Here is an 18,154-nt window from a genome sequence, read left to right as displayed (position 1 = left end):
AGTCCGAGCGCCACTGTGGACCGGACTTCCCGCGCGGTGTGACGTGGGTTATGGTGCGACTCGAAAGTCACAAACGACGCGTACCGAGGAGCCCTCGCATGACCTCCGTCGACGACCTCGACCTCATGAGTCTCCACCCGTTCGAGCTCGGGCGCGACGAGGAGGTCTTCGCCCGGCTGCGCGACGAGCGTCCGGTGCACTGGAACGACGAGCCCGACGGCCGCGGCTTCTGGTCGGTGACGCGGTACGACGACGTCAAGCGCGTCGCCGCCGACCACGCGACCTTCACGGTCACCGAGGGCACCCAGATCGCCGACCGCCGCGCCGAGGGGTCGGGTGCCCGCAGCATCCACCACGTGGACCCGCCCGACCACGGGCCGCTCCGCAAGCTCGCGGCCTCCGAGGTGCGGGCGGCCAAGGTCAAGAAGCTCGAGCCCGACATCACCCAGGTGATCGACGACCTGCTCGACGAGCACGTCGGCACCGGTGAGTTCGACCTCGTCCAGAAGATCTCCGCCCAGCTGCCCCTCGTCATGATCGGGCGGCTCCTGGGCGCCCCGCTCGAGGACTGCCCCCACCTGCTGCGGTGGACCAACCAGATGGCGTCGGAGGACCCGGACTACTCGGAGGGCCCCGAGACCGCCGTGCGGGCGCGCGACGAGGTCTTCACCTACTTCCGGGCCCTCGAGGAGCAGCGGCGGGCCTGCCCCGCCGACGACCTCGTCAGCGCCCTCACCGCCGCGGAGCTCGACGGGGTGCCGCTCAGCCGCGGCTACCTCGACGCCTACTACCTGATCCTCATGGTGGCCGGCAACGAGACCACCCGGAACCTGTTGTCCGGTGGTGTCCTGGCCCTCCACGAGAACCCCGCCGCCTGGGACCACCTGCGTGCCCATCCCGCGGCCGTCCGGGTGGGCGTCGAGGAGATGGTGCGCTGGGTCAGCCCGGTGCTCTCCATGCGGCGCACGGCCACGCGTGACGTCGAGCTGCACGACCGCACCGTGCGCGCCGGCGAGAAGGTCGTCATGTGGTTCTGCTCGGCCAACCGCGACCCGCGCGCCTTCGAGCGCCCCGAGGAGTTCCGCATCGACCGGCACCCCAACGAGCACCTGGGCTTCGGGTGGGGCGAGCACGCCTGCCTCGGCGCCAACCTGGCCCGGCTCGAGGCGCGCCTCTTCTTCACCCGCCTCGTGGAGCGCGGCCTCCGCCTGGAGGTGACGGGCGACGCCCGGCGCCTGCGCAGCAACTTCTTCCGCGGCATCAAGACGCTGCCGGTCCGCCTGGAGCAGGCGTGAGCGCGTTGCCCGCGCTCGCGGGCCACGTGCTCGGAGGTGAGGAGCGCGCGGAGGGCGGTGACCGTCACGACGTCGTCTCCCCGTTCACCGAGGAGGTCGTGGGGGCGAGCCGCGAGGCCGGTGCCGCCCTGGTCGACGAGGCGGTGCGCCGAGCCCGCGCCGCCCACGAGCGGTGGACCCGGGTGGCCCCGGCCGCACGCGCCGAGCTGCTCGAGACGCTCGCCGACCTGCTGGAGCGCGACGGTGACGCCGTCGCGACCACGGTCAGCACCGAGATGGGCATGCCGCTCTGGCTGGCCGCGGCCACGCAGGTCGACCTGCCGACCCGCGTGCTGCGCTCGACGGCCGCGCTCACCCGCACGCTGGCGTGGGTGCAGCCCTCGGACGGGGCGGTGCTGCACCGCCGCGGCGCGGGTGTCGTCGGCGCGATCACGCCGTGGAACATGCCGGTGCACCAGATCGTCGCGAAGGTGGCCGCCGCGCTCGGCGCGGGCTGCGCCGTCGTCCTCAAGCCGTCGGAGCAGACGCCGTACGACGCCGTGCGGCTCGCCCTGCTGGTCGCCGAGGCGGCCGCGGTGCACGGTGCCCCGGCCGACCTCCTGCAGGTGGTGCAGGGCACCGGCCCCGTCACGGGCGCCGCGCTCACGCAGCACCCCGGTCTCGACCGGCTCACCTTCACGGGCAGCGTCGCCGCGGGTCGTCAGGTGGCCGCCGCCGGGGCCGCCACCCTGACGCCCGCCACGCTCGAGCTGGGCGGCAAGTCCCCGGCCCTCGTGCTGCCGGACGCCGACCTCGAGCGGGTGGTCCCCGCCGTGCTCGCCAGCGGCCTCGTCAACTCGGGCCAGGCGTGCAACGCGACCACGCGGCTGCTCTTCCCGGCCGGCGTGCTCGGTGAGGTCGAGGAGCTCGTGCGCGCCGAGGTCGACCGGTTCGTGCTCGGTGACCCGGCCGACCCCGCCACGCGACAGGGCCCGCTCGTCACCCGCGCCCACCGCGACCGCGTGCTCGGCCATGTCGCCGGTGCGCTGGCCGACGGGGGCCGCCTCGTCACCGGCACCGGTCGGCCGAGCGAGGTCGTCGGGCACGGCTGGTTCGTCGACCCGGTCGTCCTCGCCGACCTCCCGGCGGACGCCGCGGCCGTGCAGCAGGAGATCTTCGGGCCGGTCCTCGTGCTCCAGGGCTACGACGACCTCGACCACGCGATCAGCCTGGCCAACGACACCCGGTACGGCCTCTCGGCCGAGGTGTGGTCGGCCGGCACCGACGACGCGCGGGCCACGGCCCTGGCCGTGGCGGCGGAGATCCGCGCGGGCCAGGTGAAGGTCGACGGCGTGCGCACCCGCGAGCGGCCCGCCGTGCCCTTCGGCGGCTCCGGCGACTCGGGCTGGGGTCGGGAGCTCGGCACCCACGGCCTGCTCGAGATGACCGAGCTGACGGCGGTGATGGCATGAGCGCCGCACCGTACGTCGTCACGGGCGCCGCCTCCGGCATCGGCCGCGAGGTGGCGGCCGGGCTGCTGGCCGCAGGCCACGGCGTCGTCGCGCTCGACCGGGGTCCGGTGTCGCTCGACGGCGTCACCCCGGTGGCCGTCGACCTCGCCGACCCCGTCTCGGTGGACGCCGCGCTGGCGGCGCTCCCCGACGAGGTGGCGGGTCTCGCCAACGTGGCGGGTGTCCCCGGCACGTGCCCGCCGGCGACGGTGCTGGCCGTCAACCTGCTCGGGCCGCGCCGGCTGGCCGCCGGCCTGGTCGACCGGATCGAGCCCGGCGGGGCGGTCGTCAACGTGTCGTCGGTGGCGGCGCACCGCAGCGCCGTGCCGCCCGACGCGCTCCGCGACCTGCTCGCCGTCACCGACGCCGACGGCGTCGCGGCGTGGCTGGCGGTGCACGGGCTGGGTGGTCCGGCCGCCTACGACACGTCGAAGGCCGCGCTCAACCTCGCGACCCAGCTGCTGGCGGCCGACCTGCTACCGGCCGGCCGCCGCGCCCTGACCGTCAGTCCGGGACCCATCGAGACGCCCATCCTCGAGGACTTCCGCGCCTCCATGGGGGTCGACGCGATCGCCCGGGCGGCGGGTGTCGTCGGCCGCCACGGGCGGCCCGAGGAGATCGCCGCCGTCGTGGTCTTCGCCCTCGGGCGCTCGGCCACCTGGCTCAACGGCGTCGACGTCCCCGTCGAGGGAGGCCTGCTCGCGGCGCGGGTCGCCGCCGCCCACCGGGCCGGCCCCGCCGGGGCCGCCGCCCCCGCCGCCCCCACCACGTCCGACCGGAAGGACCCGTCATGACCGACCTGATGACCGCGGCCGACATCGTCACCCTCGACGGCGCGGAGCCCGGCGACCGTGAGCTGCTCGGCGGCAAGGCCTGCAGCGTCAACGCGATGCGGGCCCTCGGCCTGCGGGTCCCCCCCGCCTTCGCGGTGACGACGCGGGTCTGCCAGGAGTACCACGCCGCCGGCGGCCGGCTCCCCGACCGCGTCTGGCCCCAGGTCGTCGCCGGCGTCCGGGCGCTGGAGGAGGCGACGGGCCGCACGTTCGGCGCCGGACCGGAGCCGCTGCTCGTGTCGGTGCGCTCGGGCGCGGCGCAGAGCATGCCGGGCATGATGGACACCGTGCTCAACCTCGGCCTCACCCGCGACCTGGCCGACGCGCTCGCCGCGAGCACCGGCGATGCGGAGTGGGCCGACGACACGTGGCGCCGGTTCCGCGCCTCCTTCGGCGAGATCGTGCTCGACGACGCCGAGGCACTGCCGCCGGACGACCCCTGGGAGCAGCTCCGCGCCGCGATCGGGGCCGTCTTCGACTCCTGGGCCAACGACCGGGTGCGCGCCTACCGGCAGCGCCACGGCCTCGGCGCGGGCGGCGGCACGGCCGTGACCGTGCAGGCCATGGTGTTCGGCAACCGCGACGACGACTCCGCCACGGGCGTGCTCTTCAGCCGTGACCCGGGCACCGGCGCCCCCACCCTGTACGGCGAGTGGCTGCCGCGCGCCCAGGGTGAGGACGTGGTCTCGGGCGCGGCCACGCCCCAGCCCCTGGCGACCCTCGGCACCCGGTCGCCGGAGCTCCACGCCGAGCTGGCCGAGGTGGCCACGCTCCTCGAGCGCGAGCACCGCGACCTGGTCGACGTCGAGTTCACGATCGAGAGCGGCCGGCTCTACGTGCTGCAGAGCCGGGCCGGCAAGCGGTCCGCCGTCGCCGCGGCCCGCATTGCCGTCGACCTGGCCGAGGAGGGCCTCATCACGAGGGCCGAGGCCGTGGCCCGGGTCGGTGCCGACCAGCGGGCCGCCGCCGCGGCGCAGGGCTCCGTGGGCGCGGGCACCGAGGTGCTCGCCACCGGCCTGTCCGCCGGTCCCGGGGTCGCCGTGGGCGTCGCGGTGAGCGACGAGACCCAGGCCCTCGAGCTGTCGGCCGCCGGCACGCCCTTCGTGCTCGTGCGTCCGGCCACCGTGCCGGAGGACGTGCCCCTCATGTTCGAGGCCGTGGCCGTCGTCACCGAGCTGGGCGGCAGCACCTCCCACGCGGCGCTGGTCTGCCGCGAGATCGGCCTGCCGTGCGTCGTCGGTGCGGGCGAGGGCGTCGTCGACGCCCTGACCGCGACGCCCGGCACGCTCGTGACGGTCGACGGTGCCGCCGGCACCGTGCACCGCGGCGACGTGACGGGCGCGGACGCGACCGGGAGCGACGGACCGACGACGGCGGGGAACCTGCACGTCGCCACCCTCGAGCGTTGGGCGGAGGAGCTGTGAGCGACCCCGAGGTGATTGACGTCAGCGACATGATCGGCGGGCTCTACGACGACGTCGGCCTGCGCGACGGTGAGCCGTCGGCCAAGCGGCCCAACAAGCGGGGGGAGCAGACCCGTGAGCGCATCGTGACCGCGGCCATCGAGTGCTTCACGGAGTACGGCTACACCCGCACCCGCGTCTCCGACATCGTCCACCGGGCCGGCACGGCGCAGGGCAACTTCTACCGTCACTTCACGTCGCTGGACGACGTCTTCCTGGCCGCGCTCCGGCCGGGGCTGGAGGCCCTCGCGGTGGTGCCCACCCGCCGTACGGGGCACAGCTTCGAGCTCGAGAGCCTCGTCGAGAGCAACACCAGCTACCTGCACAGCTACGCCCGCTACCGGCACACCCTGCGCCTCCTGCGCGAGGCCGCGGCGGCCAGCGCCAACGACGGGTTCCTCCAGCTGTGGCTGCGGCTGCGGGGCGACTTCGTGGCGCGCACCCGGCGGTGGCTGCAGCGCCTCACCGACAACGGCCACCTCCGGGCCGGCGAGGACCTCGACCTGCTGGCCGAGGCGCTCGGCTGCCTCACGGAGCAGCTCGCCTACGTGCACGTCGGCCTGCCCGCCTCGACGCCGCGGCGCGAGCGCATCGACGAGCTGGGGCGCAGCCTCGGCGAGTCCTGGTACCGGCTGCTGCCGCGGGCGGAGGAGGACCGGTGACCGCGACGTCCCTCGACCCGGTGCTGCTGGGCCACGAGCTCGCCGTGCGCGAGGTCGTGCGGGAGACCGCGGACGCGGTGTCCCTCACCTTCGACGTGCCGGCCGACCTGGCCGAGCGGTTCGTGCACCGTCCGGGCCAGTTCCTCACCCTCGCCGTGCCGAGCGAGCGCACGGGCCGCGTCGCGCGCTGCTACTCGCTGAGCAGCGCGCCCGGCGACGCACCGACCGTCACCGTGAAGCGGACGCCCGACGGCTACGCCAGCGGGTGGCTCTGCGAGCAGGTGCGCCCCGGCGCCACGCTGCGGGTGCTGCCGCCCGCCGGCACGTTCGTCCCCCACGACCTCGCGGCGCCGATGGTGCTCGCCGCGGCCGGCAGCGGGATCACGCCGATGCTCTCCATCGTCCGGGCGGCGCTCGCGGCACCCGGCGGGCGGCTGACGCTGCTCTACGCCAACCGGGACCCGGAGTCGGTGATCTTCGCCGACGTGCTCGACGCCCTCGTGGCCGCGCACCCGGAGCGGCTCGAGGTGCGGCACTGGCTCGAGAGCGAGCGGGGCCTGCCGACCGTGGACGGCCTGTCCGCGTTGGCCGGCCCGACCGGCGAGCAGCCGTGGTACCTCTGCGGTCCGGCGCCCTTCATGGCCGTGGCGCAGCAGGCGGCGGTTGCCTGCGGGGCCGCGCCGCGGGCCGTCCACCAGGAGGACTTCCACTCGCTCGTGGGCGACCCGTTCGTGCTGGCCGTGGCGGAGTCCGCGAGCGACGACGACGCCGCCGAGCTCGAGGTCACGCTGGACGGCCGCACCCACCTGCTGCGGTGGGGCCGCTCCGAGACGCTCGTCGACGTCATGCTGGCGAACGGCGTCGAGGCGCCGTACTCCTGCCGCGAGGGCACCTGCGGCTCCTGCATGTGCACCGTCGTCGACGGCGAGGTCGTGCAGGACTCGACGGAGGCGCTGGCCGAGGAGGACATCGAGGACGGCTACGTGCTCGGCTGCCAGTCCCGGCCCGTCGGTGCGCGGGTGGTCGTCGAGTTCGACTGATCCCCGACCCTCCCGCCGCCCCCTTCCCGGGACCTCCCGGGAGGGGGGCGGACGTGCTAGACCGGGCTCGTGCCGGCGTGGGCGCGGAGCTGCGCGCGGGCGGCGTCGACGACGGCGATGACCGACGTGTCGCCCGCCGGCCCGTGGTCGGCCTGCGTGACGCCGGTGAGGGCCGTGACCGCGACGTACCCCGCCCCGACGAGAGCTGCGTCGGTGCCTCCGTCGATCCCCCGGTCGTTCGTGTAGCGACGCAGCGTGATGACGTCGTCGCCCCGCTCGAGGCCCAGGCCCATGAGGCCGCGGCGCGCCAGGCCGCCGACCTCGACGCCGGCGAGGTCGGCGACGTCGAGGGCGGGCACGTTCACGTTGAGGCAGGTGCCGCGCCGGCCCTGCTGCACGACCTGGCGCACGACGGCGACGAGCACGGCGGCGGCGGTGTCGTAGCGGTGGTGGGGCGCCTCGGCGGTGCTGACGGCGATGCTCCCGACCCCGACGGTCGCGGCGGTGAGGGCGGCGCCGACGGTGCTCGAGGCGAGCACGAGGCGCCCGGTGTTGTAGCCGTCGTTGATGCCGGCGACCACGAGGTCCGGCGGCGGCCCGAAGAGCCGGGAGCAGAAAGCGAGCACGGCGAAGGACGGTGGCGCGTCGATGGCGTACGCCGCGCAGTCGATGCCCGGCAGGCGGTGCCCGCGCCACCCGACGACGGAGCCGTCGTCGATCGGACCGAGCCCGGACCCGGAGCCGGAGAAGTCACGGGTCGGGGCGCCGACGACGACGTCGTGACCGGCGTCGACCAGGGCGCGGGCGGCGGCGGTGAGGCCGGGTGCCTCGATGCCGTCGTCGTTGGTGACCAGGATGCGCACGCGTGACCGCCTCTCGCAGTGGAACTGCGATTGTGACGGATCCGTCGCACATTCGTCCAGTTGTTCGCGGCGTGATCCCCGAAGGGGGCCTTGCGGCCGCGATTTCCGAGTCGATGTCGGCCTATTGACAGGTGACCGGCCTCACAACATGATGTGAATGCAGCGTCGCAAACGACGCCACGGACCTTCCTGACCGAGGAGATCTCGCATGACTGACTGGCCGATCGACGACGCCACGTCGAAGCTGTTCCCGCTCTACTCGCGCGCCAACGTCGGCGAGATCTTCCCCGACCCGATCAGCCCCCTGAACGCCTCCGCGGGCTTCCAGCACAACCTGGAGCCGGGGTGGCGCGACGCCTTCGTCGCGTGCGGCGTCTGGGACCACGACCTCTACGACGCGTCGGTCGAGAAGGCGATCCTCCCGGCGTTCGGCAGCTACCTCTACATCAACATGTCGCTCATGCGCCTCTTCGGCGTGCGCGTACCGGGCATGTCCGCGGAGGCCGTCGACCTGCAGTACTTCGGCGACATGCCGGGTATCCCGTCCTACGAGAGCGAGCGCCGCGACTTCGACGAGGACGCCGCCTTCGAGGCCAAGGCGGGAGCCTGGCTGATGGGCGAGGTGCTGGGGGCGACCGACCTCGCGGCGTACGACGCGGACCGGGCCGAGGTCGACGCCATCCGCGCGCAGCGGCCCGACCTCTCCGCGGCGACCGACGAGGAGCTGCGCCGTCGGCTGACGTCCTTCGACGCGCTCGCCCGCCGGCTCTTCCAGCACCACATCGAGGCCAGCCTCAAGTCGGGCGTCGGCCTGGGAGCCATGGCACAGGTGGCCGCCGCGGTCGGCCGTCCCGAGCTGGCCCTCACCCTCGTGAGCGGCATCGGCGACGTCGACTCGACCGGTCCGTCGAAGGGCATCTGGCGCCTGGGCCGGGCGGCCTCGACCGGTCCCGTCGCCGCGCTGTTCGACGCCGGCACCGAGGGTCTCCACGACCGCCTCGTCGCGAGCGGGGACGCCGAGGTGCAGGCGTTCGTCGCCGACCTCCGGCAGTTCCTCGCCGACTGGGACTTCCGCGGACCTGCCGAGTGGGAGATCCGCGCGCTGACGTGGGGCGTCAAGCCCGACATGGTGCTGTCGACGATCGACCGCATGCGCCGCGTCGACGAGGGCGAGGACCCGGCCGTCAAGGCCGAGGCCCGTGCCGCCGAGCGCGAGGCCGCGGCCACCGAGCTGCGCGCCGCCCTCGCGGGATCGGAGGAGGGCCTCGCCCAGTTCGAGGCGGCGTACGGCGCCGCCGCCCTGTGGCTGCGGGGTCGCGAGCGTGGCCGCACCACCGCCGCGATGCTCATGCACGAGCAGCGCCTCGCCGCGCTCGAGCTCGGCCGTCGCGGCGTGGCCGCGGGCGCTCTCGACAACGCGCAGCAGGTCTTCATGCTGTTCGAGCAGGAGCTCGACGCCTACCTGGCCGACCCGTCGTCTCTCACGGGGACGGTGCGCGAGCGCGAGGCGTCCTACCTGGCGCTCTTCGACCTCGTGCCGCCCTTCGTGGTGGCCGGCGACCCGCCGCCCGTCGAGACGTGGGAGCGGCGGGACGCGGCCGCGGGCGACGTGCTCGTCGCGGGCGGCTCCATCACCGGCGTCTCGGGCTGCACCGGCGTCGCCCGGGGCCGCGCCCGCGTGCTCCTGACGCCCGACGACCCGTCGGCCCTCGAGCCCGGCGAGATCCTCGTCGCTCCCATCACGGACCCGTCCTGGACGCCGCTGTTCATGGCGGCCGGCGCCGTCGTCGTCGACGTCGGGGCGCCGTTCAGCCACGCGGCGATCGTGTCCCGGGAGCTGGGCATCCCCTGCGTCGTGTCCGCCACGAGCGCCACGAGCCGCATCCCCGACGGCGCCGAGATCGAGGTCGACGGCGCGACGGGGACGGTCACCGTCCTCGGCTGACCCGCGGTACCCCCCCGATCCCACCAGCCCGGCCCGCGCGGCCGCTCCCCCTCGCCCCCGTCACGGGGGAGGGCGGACCACGCGGACCGGGCTGGCGGTCGTGGCGGCGGGCCCTCGCGGAGAAGAAAACGCGGACGGGCTCCCGAGCCGGAAAAAGAAAACGCGGACCGGCCCGGAGGGGCTCTCGAGCCGCCGAAGGAAAACGCGGACGGGACCGCGGTCCTCGCGGCGTGTCGCGCGGTCGTGTCCCGCACTCTTCTCGCCCCTCCGACGGGACCCGCGCACTTTCCTCGTCCCCTCCCCCCGCAGCCGGGCGTTTTCCTTCCCCCGACCCGACCCGACCCGACCCGCCCCGCCGCCCCGGCTCGCGTCCCGCAGGGGCCGCCCCCTCCCAGCAACCCCTCAGCATCGGCTGCGACGATCGCGGGCATGCGCCGTACGCCGCGTCCGACCGCCCGCGTGACCGCCGCCCTCGTCGGGGCGGTGCTCGGCGCCGGCCTGTTGGTGGGCTGCAGCGGCGACGAGGCCGACCCGGCGGCCGAGGCCAGCCAGGACGTGGCGGCCGAGCCCACGGTCGAGCCGACCCTCCCGGCGCCCGGGGCCACCTCGGGCGAGCGGATCCAGGCCGTCGTCGACGCGCTGCCCGAGCTCGACGAGACCGCGCTGGACCGCGTGGGGCAGCTCCCCGAGCTGCCCGACGGCGTGCTCGCGGACGACGTGGCGCTGCCCGACGTCGCGTCGTTCGGCAGCGACGAGTTCGGGTGGTACGTGTTGCAGCGCCTGCCCGGGTCCGCCGACGACAACGCCACGGTGATCGAGGACCGGCTCGTCGGCGCCGGCTTCACCGAGGCCGCGCCCGTCGACCCCGAGGGCATGACGGAGATGCGGGTCTTCACCCGCGCGGCGGACGACGCCGTCGTGGGCGTGTCGGTGGCGGACGTGACGGGGCACTCGGCGGACGACACCGAGTACCCGACCCGCGCCGCGTTCGTCGTCGCGCCGGCGCTGACCTGAGGGAGCGCCCGCGGACGACCCCGTGGTGGACTGGGCCCCCGTCGTTCGCGACCCGTTCACCGCTGCCCGATAGGAACCCGGCCATGAAGAGCCTCCACGTGCGTCGTCTCGCCCTGCTCCCCGTCACCGCCGTGCTCGGCGCCGCGCTGCTCGCCGGGTGCAGCGACGACGACGGCGGATCGGACGACGCCGGGTCCAGCGACTCCAGCGACTCCAGCGACTCCGGCGAGCCCGGCACCGGGACCGACGCCGACACCGACCCGTCCGACGTGCCGACCGGCGACCTCGACGACCTCGAGGAGCTGGGCTTCGACGACGAGCTCCCCGACGGCTTCCCCGACGACGTCCCGCTCGTCGAGGGCGAGGTGCAGGTCGGCGCCGAGCAGACGGGCGTCTACACCGCGGCGCTCCAGAGCGACGGCGCGCCGCAGGAGGCGTACGACGAGGCCGCGGGCCTGCTCGAGGCCGACGGCTACGAGGAGACGACGTCGCAGGACCTCGGCGAGGTGCTGATCGGCAGCTTCACGGGCGACGACTGGGAGGTCGCCGTCTCCGTCATCGAGGACCCCGTCGGTGGCGGCTCGGTGGTCTCCTACTCCGTGACCGAGGCCTCCTGACCCACCGGCGAGGCGCCCGCCGTGTCAGGGTGTCCCGGTGACCGTCCTCGACGACTACACCGCGGCGCTGGCCCAGCCGCGGCTGGGGGAGGCCCCCGACCGGTACGACGAGCTCGTCGCCCCCGACGGCACCCTCCGTCCCGCGTGGCGTCCGCTGGCGGAGGCCGCGTTCCGGCTCACCGCGGGTGACCTCGCCCGCGTCGACGAGGAGATCCAGCGGACGCTCGCCGACGACGGGGTCACCTACGCCCTGCCGGGTGAGCGTCCGGAGCCGTGGCGGCTCGACCCGGTGCCCCTCGTCATCGAGCCCGACGAGTGGTCCACCCTCGAGGTGGGGCTGACCCAGCGCGCCGAGCTGCTCAACGCGGTCCTGGCCGACCTCTACGGTCCCCGCACGCTGCTGCGCTCCGGCGTGCTCCCCGCCCCCCTCGTGCTGGGGCACCCGGGCTACGCGCGCGTCGTCGCCCGCGCCTCGAACGCGGACCCGCGGCCCCTCCTGCTCTCGGCGACGGACCTGGGGCGCACGGCCGCCGGTGAGTGGCGCGTGCTCGCCGACCGGGCGCAGGCCCCGTCGGGCATGGGCTACGCCATGGAGAACCGCCGGGTCGTCTCCCGCGTGCTGCCCGAGCTCTACCGCCAGGCCACGCTGCACCGGATGGCGCCGTTCTTCCACGCGCTGCGCACGTCGCTGCTCCAGGCGGCGCCCGGCGACCCCGCCGACCCGCGCGTCGTCGTGCTCTCGCCGGGCCCCCACTCGGAGACGGCCTACGACCAGGCCTTCCTGGCGAGCACCCTCGGCTTTCCGCTGGTGCAGGGCAGCGACCTGACGGTCCGCGACGGTGCCGTCTGGATGCGGGTCTTCGAGCACCTCGAGCCGGTGCACGTCATCCTGCGGCGCGTCGACGCCGCGTTCAGCGACCCGCTGGAGCTGCGCGGCGACTCGCGCCTGGGGGTGGCCGGCCTCTCCGAGGCGGTACGCCGCGGCACGGTCCGCGTCGTCAACGGCCTCGGGTCCGGCGTGCTCGAGAACCCGGGCCTGCTGCCCTACCTCCCGGCGGTCGCCCAGCACCTCCTGGGCGAGGACCTGCGCCTCGACGCGGTGCCCACCTGGTGGTGCGGGGAGGCGGAGCAGCGCCGTACGGTCCTCGACCGGCTCGACGAGCTCGAGGTGCGGCGCATCGACGGCAGCCGTGTCGAGGGCGACCGCGACACCCTGCGCGCCCGGATCCTCGCCGAGCCCCACGCCCACGTGGGCCAGCAGCCCATCGCGCTCTCGCAGGCGCCGACCTTCGGGCGCGAGCGGGCGTCGTACGGGCCGCCGACCGGCCGGATCGCCCCCGGTCCGATGTCGCTGCGGACGTTCTCGCTCTGGTACGGCTCGTCCTACCGCCCGCTCGTCGGCGGGCTCGCCACGGTGCGCGAGCGTCACGACGGCGGGCGGACGTCGCCGTGGGTGTCGAAGGACGTGTGGGTCCTCAAGAAGGACGCGGCCGAGCCCGACCAGCACCTGGCCCACCAGCTGCAGCTGTCCTACGCGGTGCCGGGCGCGGCCAGCGGACCGCGCGTGCTCGACGACCTCTTCTGGTTCGGTCGCTACCGCGAGCGGGCCGAGGACCTCCTGCGCCTCGTGCTCACCGCGCACGCGCTGGCCGAGGACTACCGCTCCCGGCCGTGGTCGTCCGGCGGCGCGAGCCTCGCCGTCGCCTGGTCGGCGATCCACCGGCTGTGCCCGCTGCCGGCCACCGCGCCGTACGCCGCGTCCTTCGTCGGCCTCGCCGGCCCTGAGGCCGCGCGGGCGGAGGCGTTCGGGGCGCCCCTCGACGCCGAGTTCCACGCCGTGCTGCTCGACCCGACCCGGGAGGGCAGCGTCGCGCAGTCGCTCGCGGCGCTGCGGGCCTGCGCCGGGGGCGTGCGGGACCAGCTCTCGGCGGACACCTGGCGGGCGTTCGCGGCGCTGGACCGCGCCGCCGCGGCGCTGACGGCCTCGCCCCACAGCCACCGCGTGGAGGAGGCGAGCGGCCGGATGCTCGACGGCATGCTCGCCCTCACCGGCGTCACGGCCAACATGGTGCGCGACCCGGGCTGGCACATGGCCGGCGCCGGCCGCACCCTCGAGCGCGCCCAGCAGGTCGCGCTGCTGCTCGCCGCCGCGACGGTCGAGCGGCGCGGGCTCGACACCGACCGGCGGGTGCTCAACGTCGTGCTCGGCGCGACGGAGTCGGTGGTGACCCACCGCCGGCGGCACCGCGGCTACGTCAAGGTCGACAGCGTCCTCGAGCTGCTGCTGCTCGACCCCCACAACCCGCGCTCGGTGGCCTTCTGCCTCGACGAGCTGCGCGGCCACCTCGCGGCGATGCCCGGGTCGACGGGCTCGACCCGCCCGGAGCGCCTGCTCGAGGAGCTCGTCGAGCGGGTCACCACGGTCGACGTCCGGGCGCTCGTCGCGATCGGGGGTGCGCACCGGCCCTACCTGCGGGGGTTCCTCGCGCAGCTCGTCGCCGACGTCGCCCAGCTCTCCGACGCCGTCGCGGGCCTGCACCTCGCCGCCGGCCCGGGCCCCCGCTCGTTCGGCCAGCTGGTGTCCCGGCTGTCGCGCCACCAGGGCTCGCTGGGGGAGGACGCCCCGTGAGGTACCGGGTCTGGCACCGCACCACCTACACCTACGACGACGACGTCACGAACAGCCTCGGCATCGCCTACCTGACGCCGCGCGAGCTGCCGTTCCAGCAGGTGCGCGAGCGCTCGCTGCAGGTGACGCCCGCGACGGAGGTGCGCGACGACGTCGACGTGCACGGCAACACGGCGTCGTACTTCCAGGTCGTCACGCGCCACCGCGAGCTCGACGTGTACGCCGAGAGCGTCGTCGACGTCGTCACCCCGACGTACGACGCGGCGGTGCTCGCGCAGCCCTGGGAGGACGCCCGGCCGGGGAGCCGCCCCGAGAGCCCCGACGCGTGGGAGGCGTGGGAGTACGCCCTGCCCTCGTCCCTCGCCGACCAGGGACCGGAGGTGCACGCGTACGTCGCGGCCTCGCTCACCCCCGGCCGCCCCGTCGGCGAGGCGGTCACCGACCTCGTGCGACGCATCCACGCGGACTTCGCCTACGACCCGGCGGCGACGACGGTGAGCAGCACGGTCGCGGACCTGATGGCGGAGCGCGCCGGCGTCTGCCAGGACTTCGCCCACCTGACGCTCGCGGGGCTGCGGTCCCACGGGCTGGCGGTGCGCTACGTGTCGGGCTACCTGGCGACCACGCCGCCGCCGGGCCGGGAGCGGCTCGTGGGGGCCGACGCCAGCCACGCGTGGAGCGCCGTCTGGGTGCCGGGCCTGCCGGACGCCGAGGGCGGACGCGGCCCTGGCACGTGGCTCGCGGTGGACCCGACCAACGACACCTGGGCGGACGACCGCTACGTGACCGTGGCCTGGGGACGGGACTACGCGGACGTCACGCCGCTCAAGGGCGTCATCTACACCGAGGCGTCCTCGTCGCGGCTGGAGGTCGCGGTCGACGTGGCGCCGCTCCCCTGAGTCGTGGCCCCTCCGGGGCGTTTTCCGGGGCGCTGGGGCCACGACCGTTTCGGACGTCGCGCAGCGTGGAAGACCTGCTCGGCGTCGCGGGGGGTTCCGTGACCGGGAGGGGACGTGATGAGCGGGCAGGCGGGACCGGGGTGGTACCCCGACGGTGCGGGCGGCGAGCGCTGGTGGGACGGCCAGCAGTGGACGGACCAGTCGCGTCCGGCGCAGGCACCGCCCGGTCAGTTCGGTCAGCCGGGGCAGCCCGGTCAATGGGGCCAGCCGGGTCAGCCCGGTCAGTGGGGCCAGCCGGGTCAGCCCCCGAAGAAGAAGCGCGGCGGGTTGATCGCCCTGGTGGCGGCCCTGGTGGCGCTCGTGCTCATCGGGGGCGGCGTCGCGTCGTACTTCGTCTGGTTCCGCGACAGTGACGACGACCCGCGGCGTGACGACGAGACGTCGGCCGAGGGCCCCGAGGACGTCGCCGTGGACTACACCGCGGCGTACGCGACCCTCGACTTCCGCACCATGTGCGAGCTGACGTCCACCGACGGGCGCGACGACCTCTACGGTGACTTCGACGCCAGCGACGCGACCGACTGCGACGACTTCGACGACGCGGCGTCCGCCGCCTACGACGAGCTGCTCGGCGACGGAGGGAGCGACGTGTTCGGCGACTACGCCGACATCGACGAGCTGCGCGACGACCTGAGCGACAACGGCCGGTTCGTCCCGGGCGACGTCGAGGTGGTCGAGGGCGACCCCGAGGTCGACGACGAGGTCAAGGTGCGGGTGCCGGGCACCTACGAGTACGACGGCGACAACCCCGAGATCGACGCCGAGAACGACGACGAGATCGTGCTCGACCTGGTCCGCGAGGGCGACGAGTGGCGGGTCGAGGGCGTCGACGCGACGTACGACGCCGACGGCGGCTCGAGCGACGACTCCGGGTCGAGCGACGACGGCAGCTCCGACGAGGGCGCGGAGGAGCCGGCCGAGCCGTCCGAGGAGCCGACGGCCGCCGCGAGCCCTGACGCCGCGGGCGCTCCCGAGGCCACCGAGGAGGCGGCCTCGGCGCTGCTCGCGGAGATCGCGGCCGCGGCCCAGGGCAACGACTGGGAGACCATCTGCGACAACAGCTCGCAGGGCATGCAGCTCTACAACTTCTCGTTCTTCGACGTCGAGGACTGCGCCGGTGTCGCCGACGCGGCGGGCGACCGCAACTGGGCCGAGGTGGCGGTGCGCTCGCTCGAGGTCCCGGAGGCGGCCGGCGAGGGCGACACCGCGACCGCCACGCTGGCCCACACCTCGAGCGCGGGCGCGCCGGGGCAGCAGGAGGTCACGCTCGTCGTCGAGTCCGGCGAGTGGCGGCTCGACACCGACCTGATCCCCAGCTGATCGCGACAGAACGCCCCGCAGGAGAGAGGATGTGCGCATGACCGACGACGGTGTGACGGAGCCCGGCTGGTACGACGACGGTTCGGGCACCATGCGGTGGTGGGACGGCCAGCGGTGGACGGAGCAGACGCTCCCGGACGACGGCGCCACCGCCGTCGGCACGCCCTACGGCCAGGGTGCCCCCGGGTCCGACCCGCAGCAGGGCTACGGCCAGGGCTACGGCCAGGGCTACGGCCAGCAGGGCGGGTACGGCGCGCAGCCCGGTGGCTTCGGCCAGCAGCCCGGCTACGGCGGCACCGCGCCCTACCAGCAGGGCTTCGGCCAGCAGGGCGGCTGGGACCCCGGCACCCCCGGCAGCGGTAGCGGCGGCGGCAAGGGCAAGCTGTTCGCGATCATCGGCGGTGTCCTCGCCGTGGTGCTGATCGCGGCGCTCGTCGTGGGCTTCCTGGTCTGGGGCGGCGACGACGACGACAACGACAACGACACCGCGGACGGCAGCTCGCAGTCCGACGACCCCACGGCCGACGGCGGCTCGGACAGCTCGGACAGCTCGGACAGCTCGGACGACCCGAGCGACGACGAGTCGCAGGGGTCCGACGGTCCGACCGACGACGAGTCGCAGGGCTCCGACGACGGCGGCGACGCCGACTCCTCGGACGCCGAGTCGGTCGCGGAGTCCTTCGCCACGGCGGTCGACGACGACGACTGGGAGACCGTCTGCGAGCTCAACTCCGCGGAGGTGCAGGACCTCAACTTCACCTACTACGACGTCACCGACTGCGCGGAGCTGGGCACCGCGGCGACGGCCTCGAAGCAGTGGGACGGCGTGACCGTCACCAGCGTCGACGTGTCCGGCGACTCGGGCACGGCGGAGGTCGACTACACGGGCGAGTTCGGCGACTCCTCGACCACGTGGGACCTCGTGGACGAGGACGGCGAGTGGCGCGTCGACAGCGACGTGATCCCGCTGCGGGAGTCCTGAGCGGGACGGGTTGGTCCTCCGTGTGAGGATTCCGGGTCGTGAGGTCCTTCCGTTGTCGTGTGTGTGAGAACGAGCTCTTCTTCGGCAACTCCCGGTGCGTCGCGTGCGACACCCGGCTGGGGTTCTCGCGGGCGGAGCGGGCCATCGTGCCCGTCGACGACGAGGGGCGCTACGTCGACCACCACGGTGGCGAGTGGTGGGTCTGCGCGAACCTCCGCCTCTCGGGGTGCACCTGGGTGACCTCCACCCGGGGCGGCTCCTGCGAGGCGTGCGCGCTGACCCGCACCCGGCCGGCGGACGGCGACGCGGTCGGCCTGGCCCAGCTCCCGGCGGCCGAGTCGGCCAAGCGCCACCTCGTGGTGGAGCTCGACTCGCTCGGCCTGCCGGTGGTCGGTCGTGACGAGGACCCGGTCGGCGGCCTCTGCTTCGACATGCTGAGCAGCGTCGAGGAGAACGTCGTCATCGGCCACGCCGACGGGGTCATCACCATCGACCTCGCCGAGAGCGACGACGCCCGCCGCGAGCGGGTGCGCGTCGAGCTGGGCGAGCCCTACCGCACGATGCTCGGACACCTGCGGCACGAGGTGGGCCATTACCTGCAGTACACGCTGGTCACGGAGGGCGAGCGCCTCGAGCGGTGCCGGGAGCTCTTCGGCGACGAGACCGCCGACTACCAGGCGGAGATCGACCGGCACTACAGCGAGGGGCCTCCGGAGGGCTGGGAGGAGCGCTACATCACGACGTACGCCACCATGCACCCCTTCGAGGACTTCGCGGAGACGTTCGCGCACTACCTGCACATCTCCGACACGGTGGACACGGCGGCGACCCAGGGCCTGATCACGATCGACCCGTCCGCGTTCTCCTCCTTCCGCGACCTCGTGCTGGGGGTGTGGGTGCCGCTGAGCGTGGCGCTCAACCAGATCAACCGGTCGATGGGCAAGGGCGACCTCTACCCGTTCGTCATCCCGGAGCCGGTGCTCGACAAGCTGGAGTTCGTGGCCTCCCTGGCGCTGCAGGGCGCGGGAAGCGGGGTGTGACG

At 74.7% G+C, this 18,154-nt stretch carries 15 protein-coding genes; 14 read left to right on the top strand and 1 reads right to left on the bottom strand.

Going from position 1 to position 18,154, the window contains the following annotated elements:
• Positions 1 to 98: 98 nt before the first annotated feature.
• Genes QE405_RS15935 through QE405_RS15910 form a run of 6 tightly spaced genes read left to right on the top strand, consistent with a single transcriptional unit; the run spans position 99 to position 6,783 of the window.
• Positions 99 to 1,295 carry a cytochrome P450 gene (locus QE405_RS15935; protein WP_307202506.1) on the top strand — a complete coding sequence of 399 codons (1,197 nt, stop codon included), beginning with the start codon at positions 99 to 101 and terminating at the stop codon, positions 1,293 to 1,295.
• On the top strand, positions 1,292 to 2,746 hold the full coding sequence (locus QE405_RS15930; protein WP_307202503.1) for an aldehyde dehydrogenase family protein: 1,455 nt from the start codon (positions 1,292 to 1,294) through the stop codon (positions 2,744 to 2,746). The genes QE405_RS15935 and QE405_RS15930 overlap by 4 nt, the downstream gene beginning before the upstream one ends.
• Positions 2,743 to 3,579: an SDR family oxidoreductase gene (locus QE405_RS15925; RefSeq protein WP_307202501.1), complete on the top strand. Its 837-nt coding sequence runs from the start codon at positions 2,743 to 2,745 to the stop codon at positions 3,577 to 3,579. Before QE405_RS15930 ends, QE405_RS15925 begins: the two co-directional genes overlap by 4 nt.
• On the top strand, positions 3,576 to 5,042 hold the full coding sequence (locus QE405_RS15920; protein ID WP_307202500.1) for a pyruvate, phosphate dikinase: 1,467 nt from the start codon (positions 3,576 to 3,578) through the stop codon (positions 5,040 to 5,042). Before QE405_RS15925 ends, QE405_RS15920 begins: the two co-directional genes overlap by 4 nt.
• Positions 5,039 to 5,743, top strand: a complete 705-nt coding sequence (locus tag QE405_RS15915) for a TetR/AcrR family transcriptional regulator (RefSeq protein WP_307202498.1) — start codon at positions 5,039 to 5,041, stop codon at positions 5,741 to 5,743. Before QE405_RS15920 ends, QE405_RS15915 begins: the two co-directional genes overlap by 4 nt.
• Entirely contained in the window at positions 5,740 to 6,783 is a 1,044-nt protein-coding gene (locus QE405_RS15910) for a ferredoxin--NADP reductase (protein ID WP_307202496.1), read from the top strand. The genes QE405_RS15915 and QE405_RS15910 overlap by 4 nt, the downstream gene beginning before the upstream one ends.
• Positions 6,784 to 6,839: 56 nt before the next feature.
• On the opposite strand, the gene surE is transcribed toward QE405_RS15910, so the two are convergent.
• Positions 6,840 to 7,646 carry a 5'/3'-nucleotidase SurE gene (surE, locus tag QE405_RS15905; RefSeq protein ID WP_307202494.1) on the bottom strand — a complete coding sequence of 269 codons (807 nt, stop codon included), beginning with the start codon at positions 7,644 to 7,646 and terminating at the stop codon, positions 6,840 to 6,842.
• A gap of 208 nt (positions 7,647 to 7,854) precedes the next feature.
• On the opposite strand from surE, the gene QE405_RS15900 reads away from it, so the two are divergent.
• From QE405_RS15900 to QE405_RS15865, 8 genes are all read left to right on the top strand, one after another.
• Positions 7,855 to 9,591 (top strand): PEP-utilizing enzyme, encoded by a 1,737-nt coding sequence (locus QE405_RS15900; protein WP_307202492.1) that lies wholly within the window; start codon positions 7,855 to 7,857, stop codon positions 9,589 to 9,591.
• Positions 9,592 to 10,020: 429 nt separating this feature from the next.
• Positions 10,021 to 10,605: a hypothetical protein gene (locus tag QE405_RS15895; protein WP_307202491.1), complete on the top strand. Its 585-nt coding sequence runs from the start codon at positions 10,021 to 10,023 to the stop codon at positions 10,603 to 10,605.
• A gap of 83 nt (positions 10,606 to 10,688) precedes the next feature.
• On the top strand, positions 10,689 to 11,222 hold the full coding sequence (locus QE405_RS15890; RefSeq protein WP_307202489.1) for a hypothetical protein: 534 nt from the start codon (positions 10,689 to 10,691) through the stop codon (positions 11,220 to 11,222).
• 37 nt (positions 11,223 to 11,259) lie between these two features.
• Positions 11,260 to 13,851, top strand: a complete 2,592-nt coding sequence (locus QE405_RS15885) for a circularly permuted type 2 ATP-grasp protein (RefSeq protein ID WP_307202487.1) — start codon at positions 11,260 to 11,262, stop codon at positions 13,849 to 13,851.
• Positions 13,848 to 14,750: a transglutaminase family protein gene (locus QE405_RS15880; RefSeq protein WP_307202485.1), complete on the top strand. Its 903-nt coding sequence runs from the start codon at positions 13,848 to 13,850 to the stop codon at positions 14,748 to 14,750. Before QE405_RS15885 ends, QE405_RS15880 begins: the two co-directional genes overlap by 4 nt.
• A gap of 117 nt (positions 14,751 to 14,867) precedes the next feature.
• The gene (locus QE405_RS15875; protein WP_307202482.1) at positions 14,868 to 16,130 is read left to right on the top strand and encodes a DUF2510 domain-containing protein; all 1,263 of its coding nucleotides are present in this window, start codon (positions 14,868 to 14,870) and stop codon (positions 16,128 to 16,130) included.
• A gap of 37 nt (positions 16,131 to 16,167) precedes the next feature.
• Positions 16,168 to 17,112: a DUF2510 domain-containing protein gene (locus QE405_RS15870; RefSeq protein WP_307202480.1), complete on the top strand. Its 945-nt coding sequence runs from the start codon at positions 16,168 to 16,170 to the stop codon at positions 17,110 to 17,112.
• 59 nt (positions 17,113 to 17,171) lie between these two features.
• The gene (locus QE405_RS15865) at positions 17,172 to 18,152 is read left to right on the top strand and encodes a zinc-binding metallopeptidase family protein (protein ID WP_307202478.1); all 981 of its coding nucleotides are present in this window, start codon (positions 17,172 to 17,174) and stop codon (positions 18,150 to 18,152) included.
• Positions 18,153 to 18,154 lie beyond the last annotated feature (2 nt).

The organism is Nocardioides zeae (genome assembly GCF_030818655.1).
Classification (GTDB): Bacteria; Actinomycetota; Actinomycetes; order Propionibacteriales; family Nocardioidaceae; genus Nocardioides; species Nocardioides zeae_A.
The sequence above is the reverse complement of the archived record's forward strand: the minus strand, read 5'-3'. Positions and strand labels throughout refer to the sequence as shown.

Excerpts from the sequence above, each read along its gene's own strand:
- QE405_RS15935 (WP_307202506.1), top strand. The coding sequence starts at position 99 with ATGACCTCCGTCGACGACCTCGACCTCATGAGTCTCCACCCGTTCGAG.
- QE405_RS15925 (WP_307202501.1), top strand. The coding sequence starts at position 2,743 with ATGAGCGCCGCACCGTACGTCGTCACGGGCGCCGCCTCCGGCATCGGC.
- QE405_RS15920 (WP_307202500.1), top strand. The coding sequence starts at position 3,576 with ATGACCGACCTGATGACCGCGGCCGACATCGTCACCCTCGACGGCGCG.
- QE405_RS15900 (WP_307202492.1), top strand. The coding sequence starts at position 7,855 with ATGACTGACTGGCCGATCGACGACGCCACGTCGAAGCTGTTCCCGCTC.
- QE405_RS15895 (WP_307202491.1), top strand. The coding sequence starts at position 10,021 with ATGCGCCGTACGCCGCGTCCGACCGCCCGCGTGACCGCCGCCCTCGTC.
- QE405_RS15890 (WP_307202489.1), top strand. The coding sequence starts at position 10,689 with ATGAAGAGCCTCCACGTGCGTCGTCTCGCCCTGCTCCCCGTCACCGCC.
- QE405_RS15875 (WP_307202482.1), top strand. The coding sequence starts at position 14,868 with ATGAGCGGGCAGGCGGGACCGGGGTGGTACCCCGACGGTGCGGGCGGC.
- QE405_RS15870 (WP_307202480.1), top strand. The coding sequence starts at position 16,168 with ATGACCGACGACGGTGTGACGGAGCCCGGCTGGTACGACGACGGTTCG.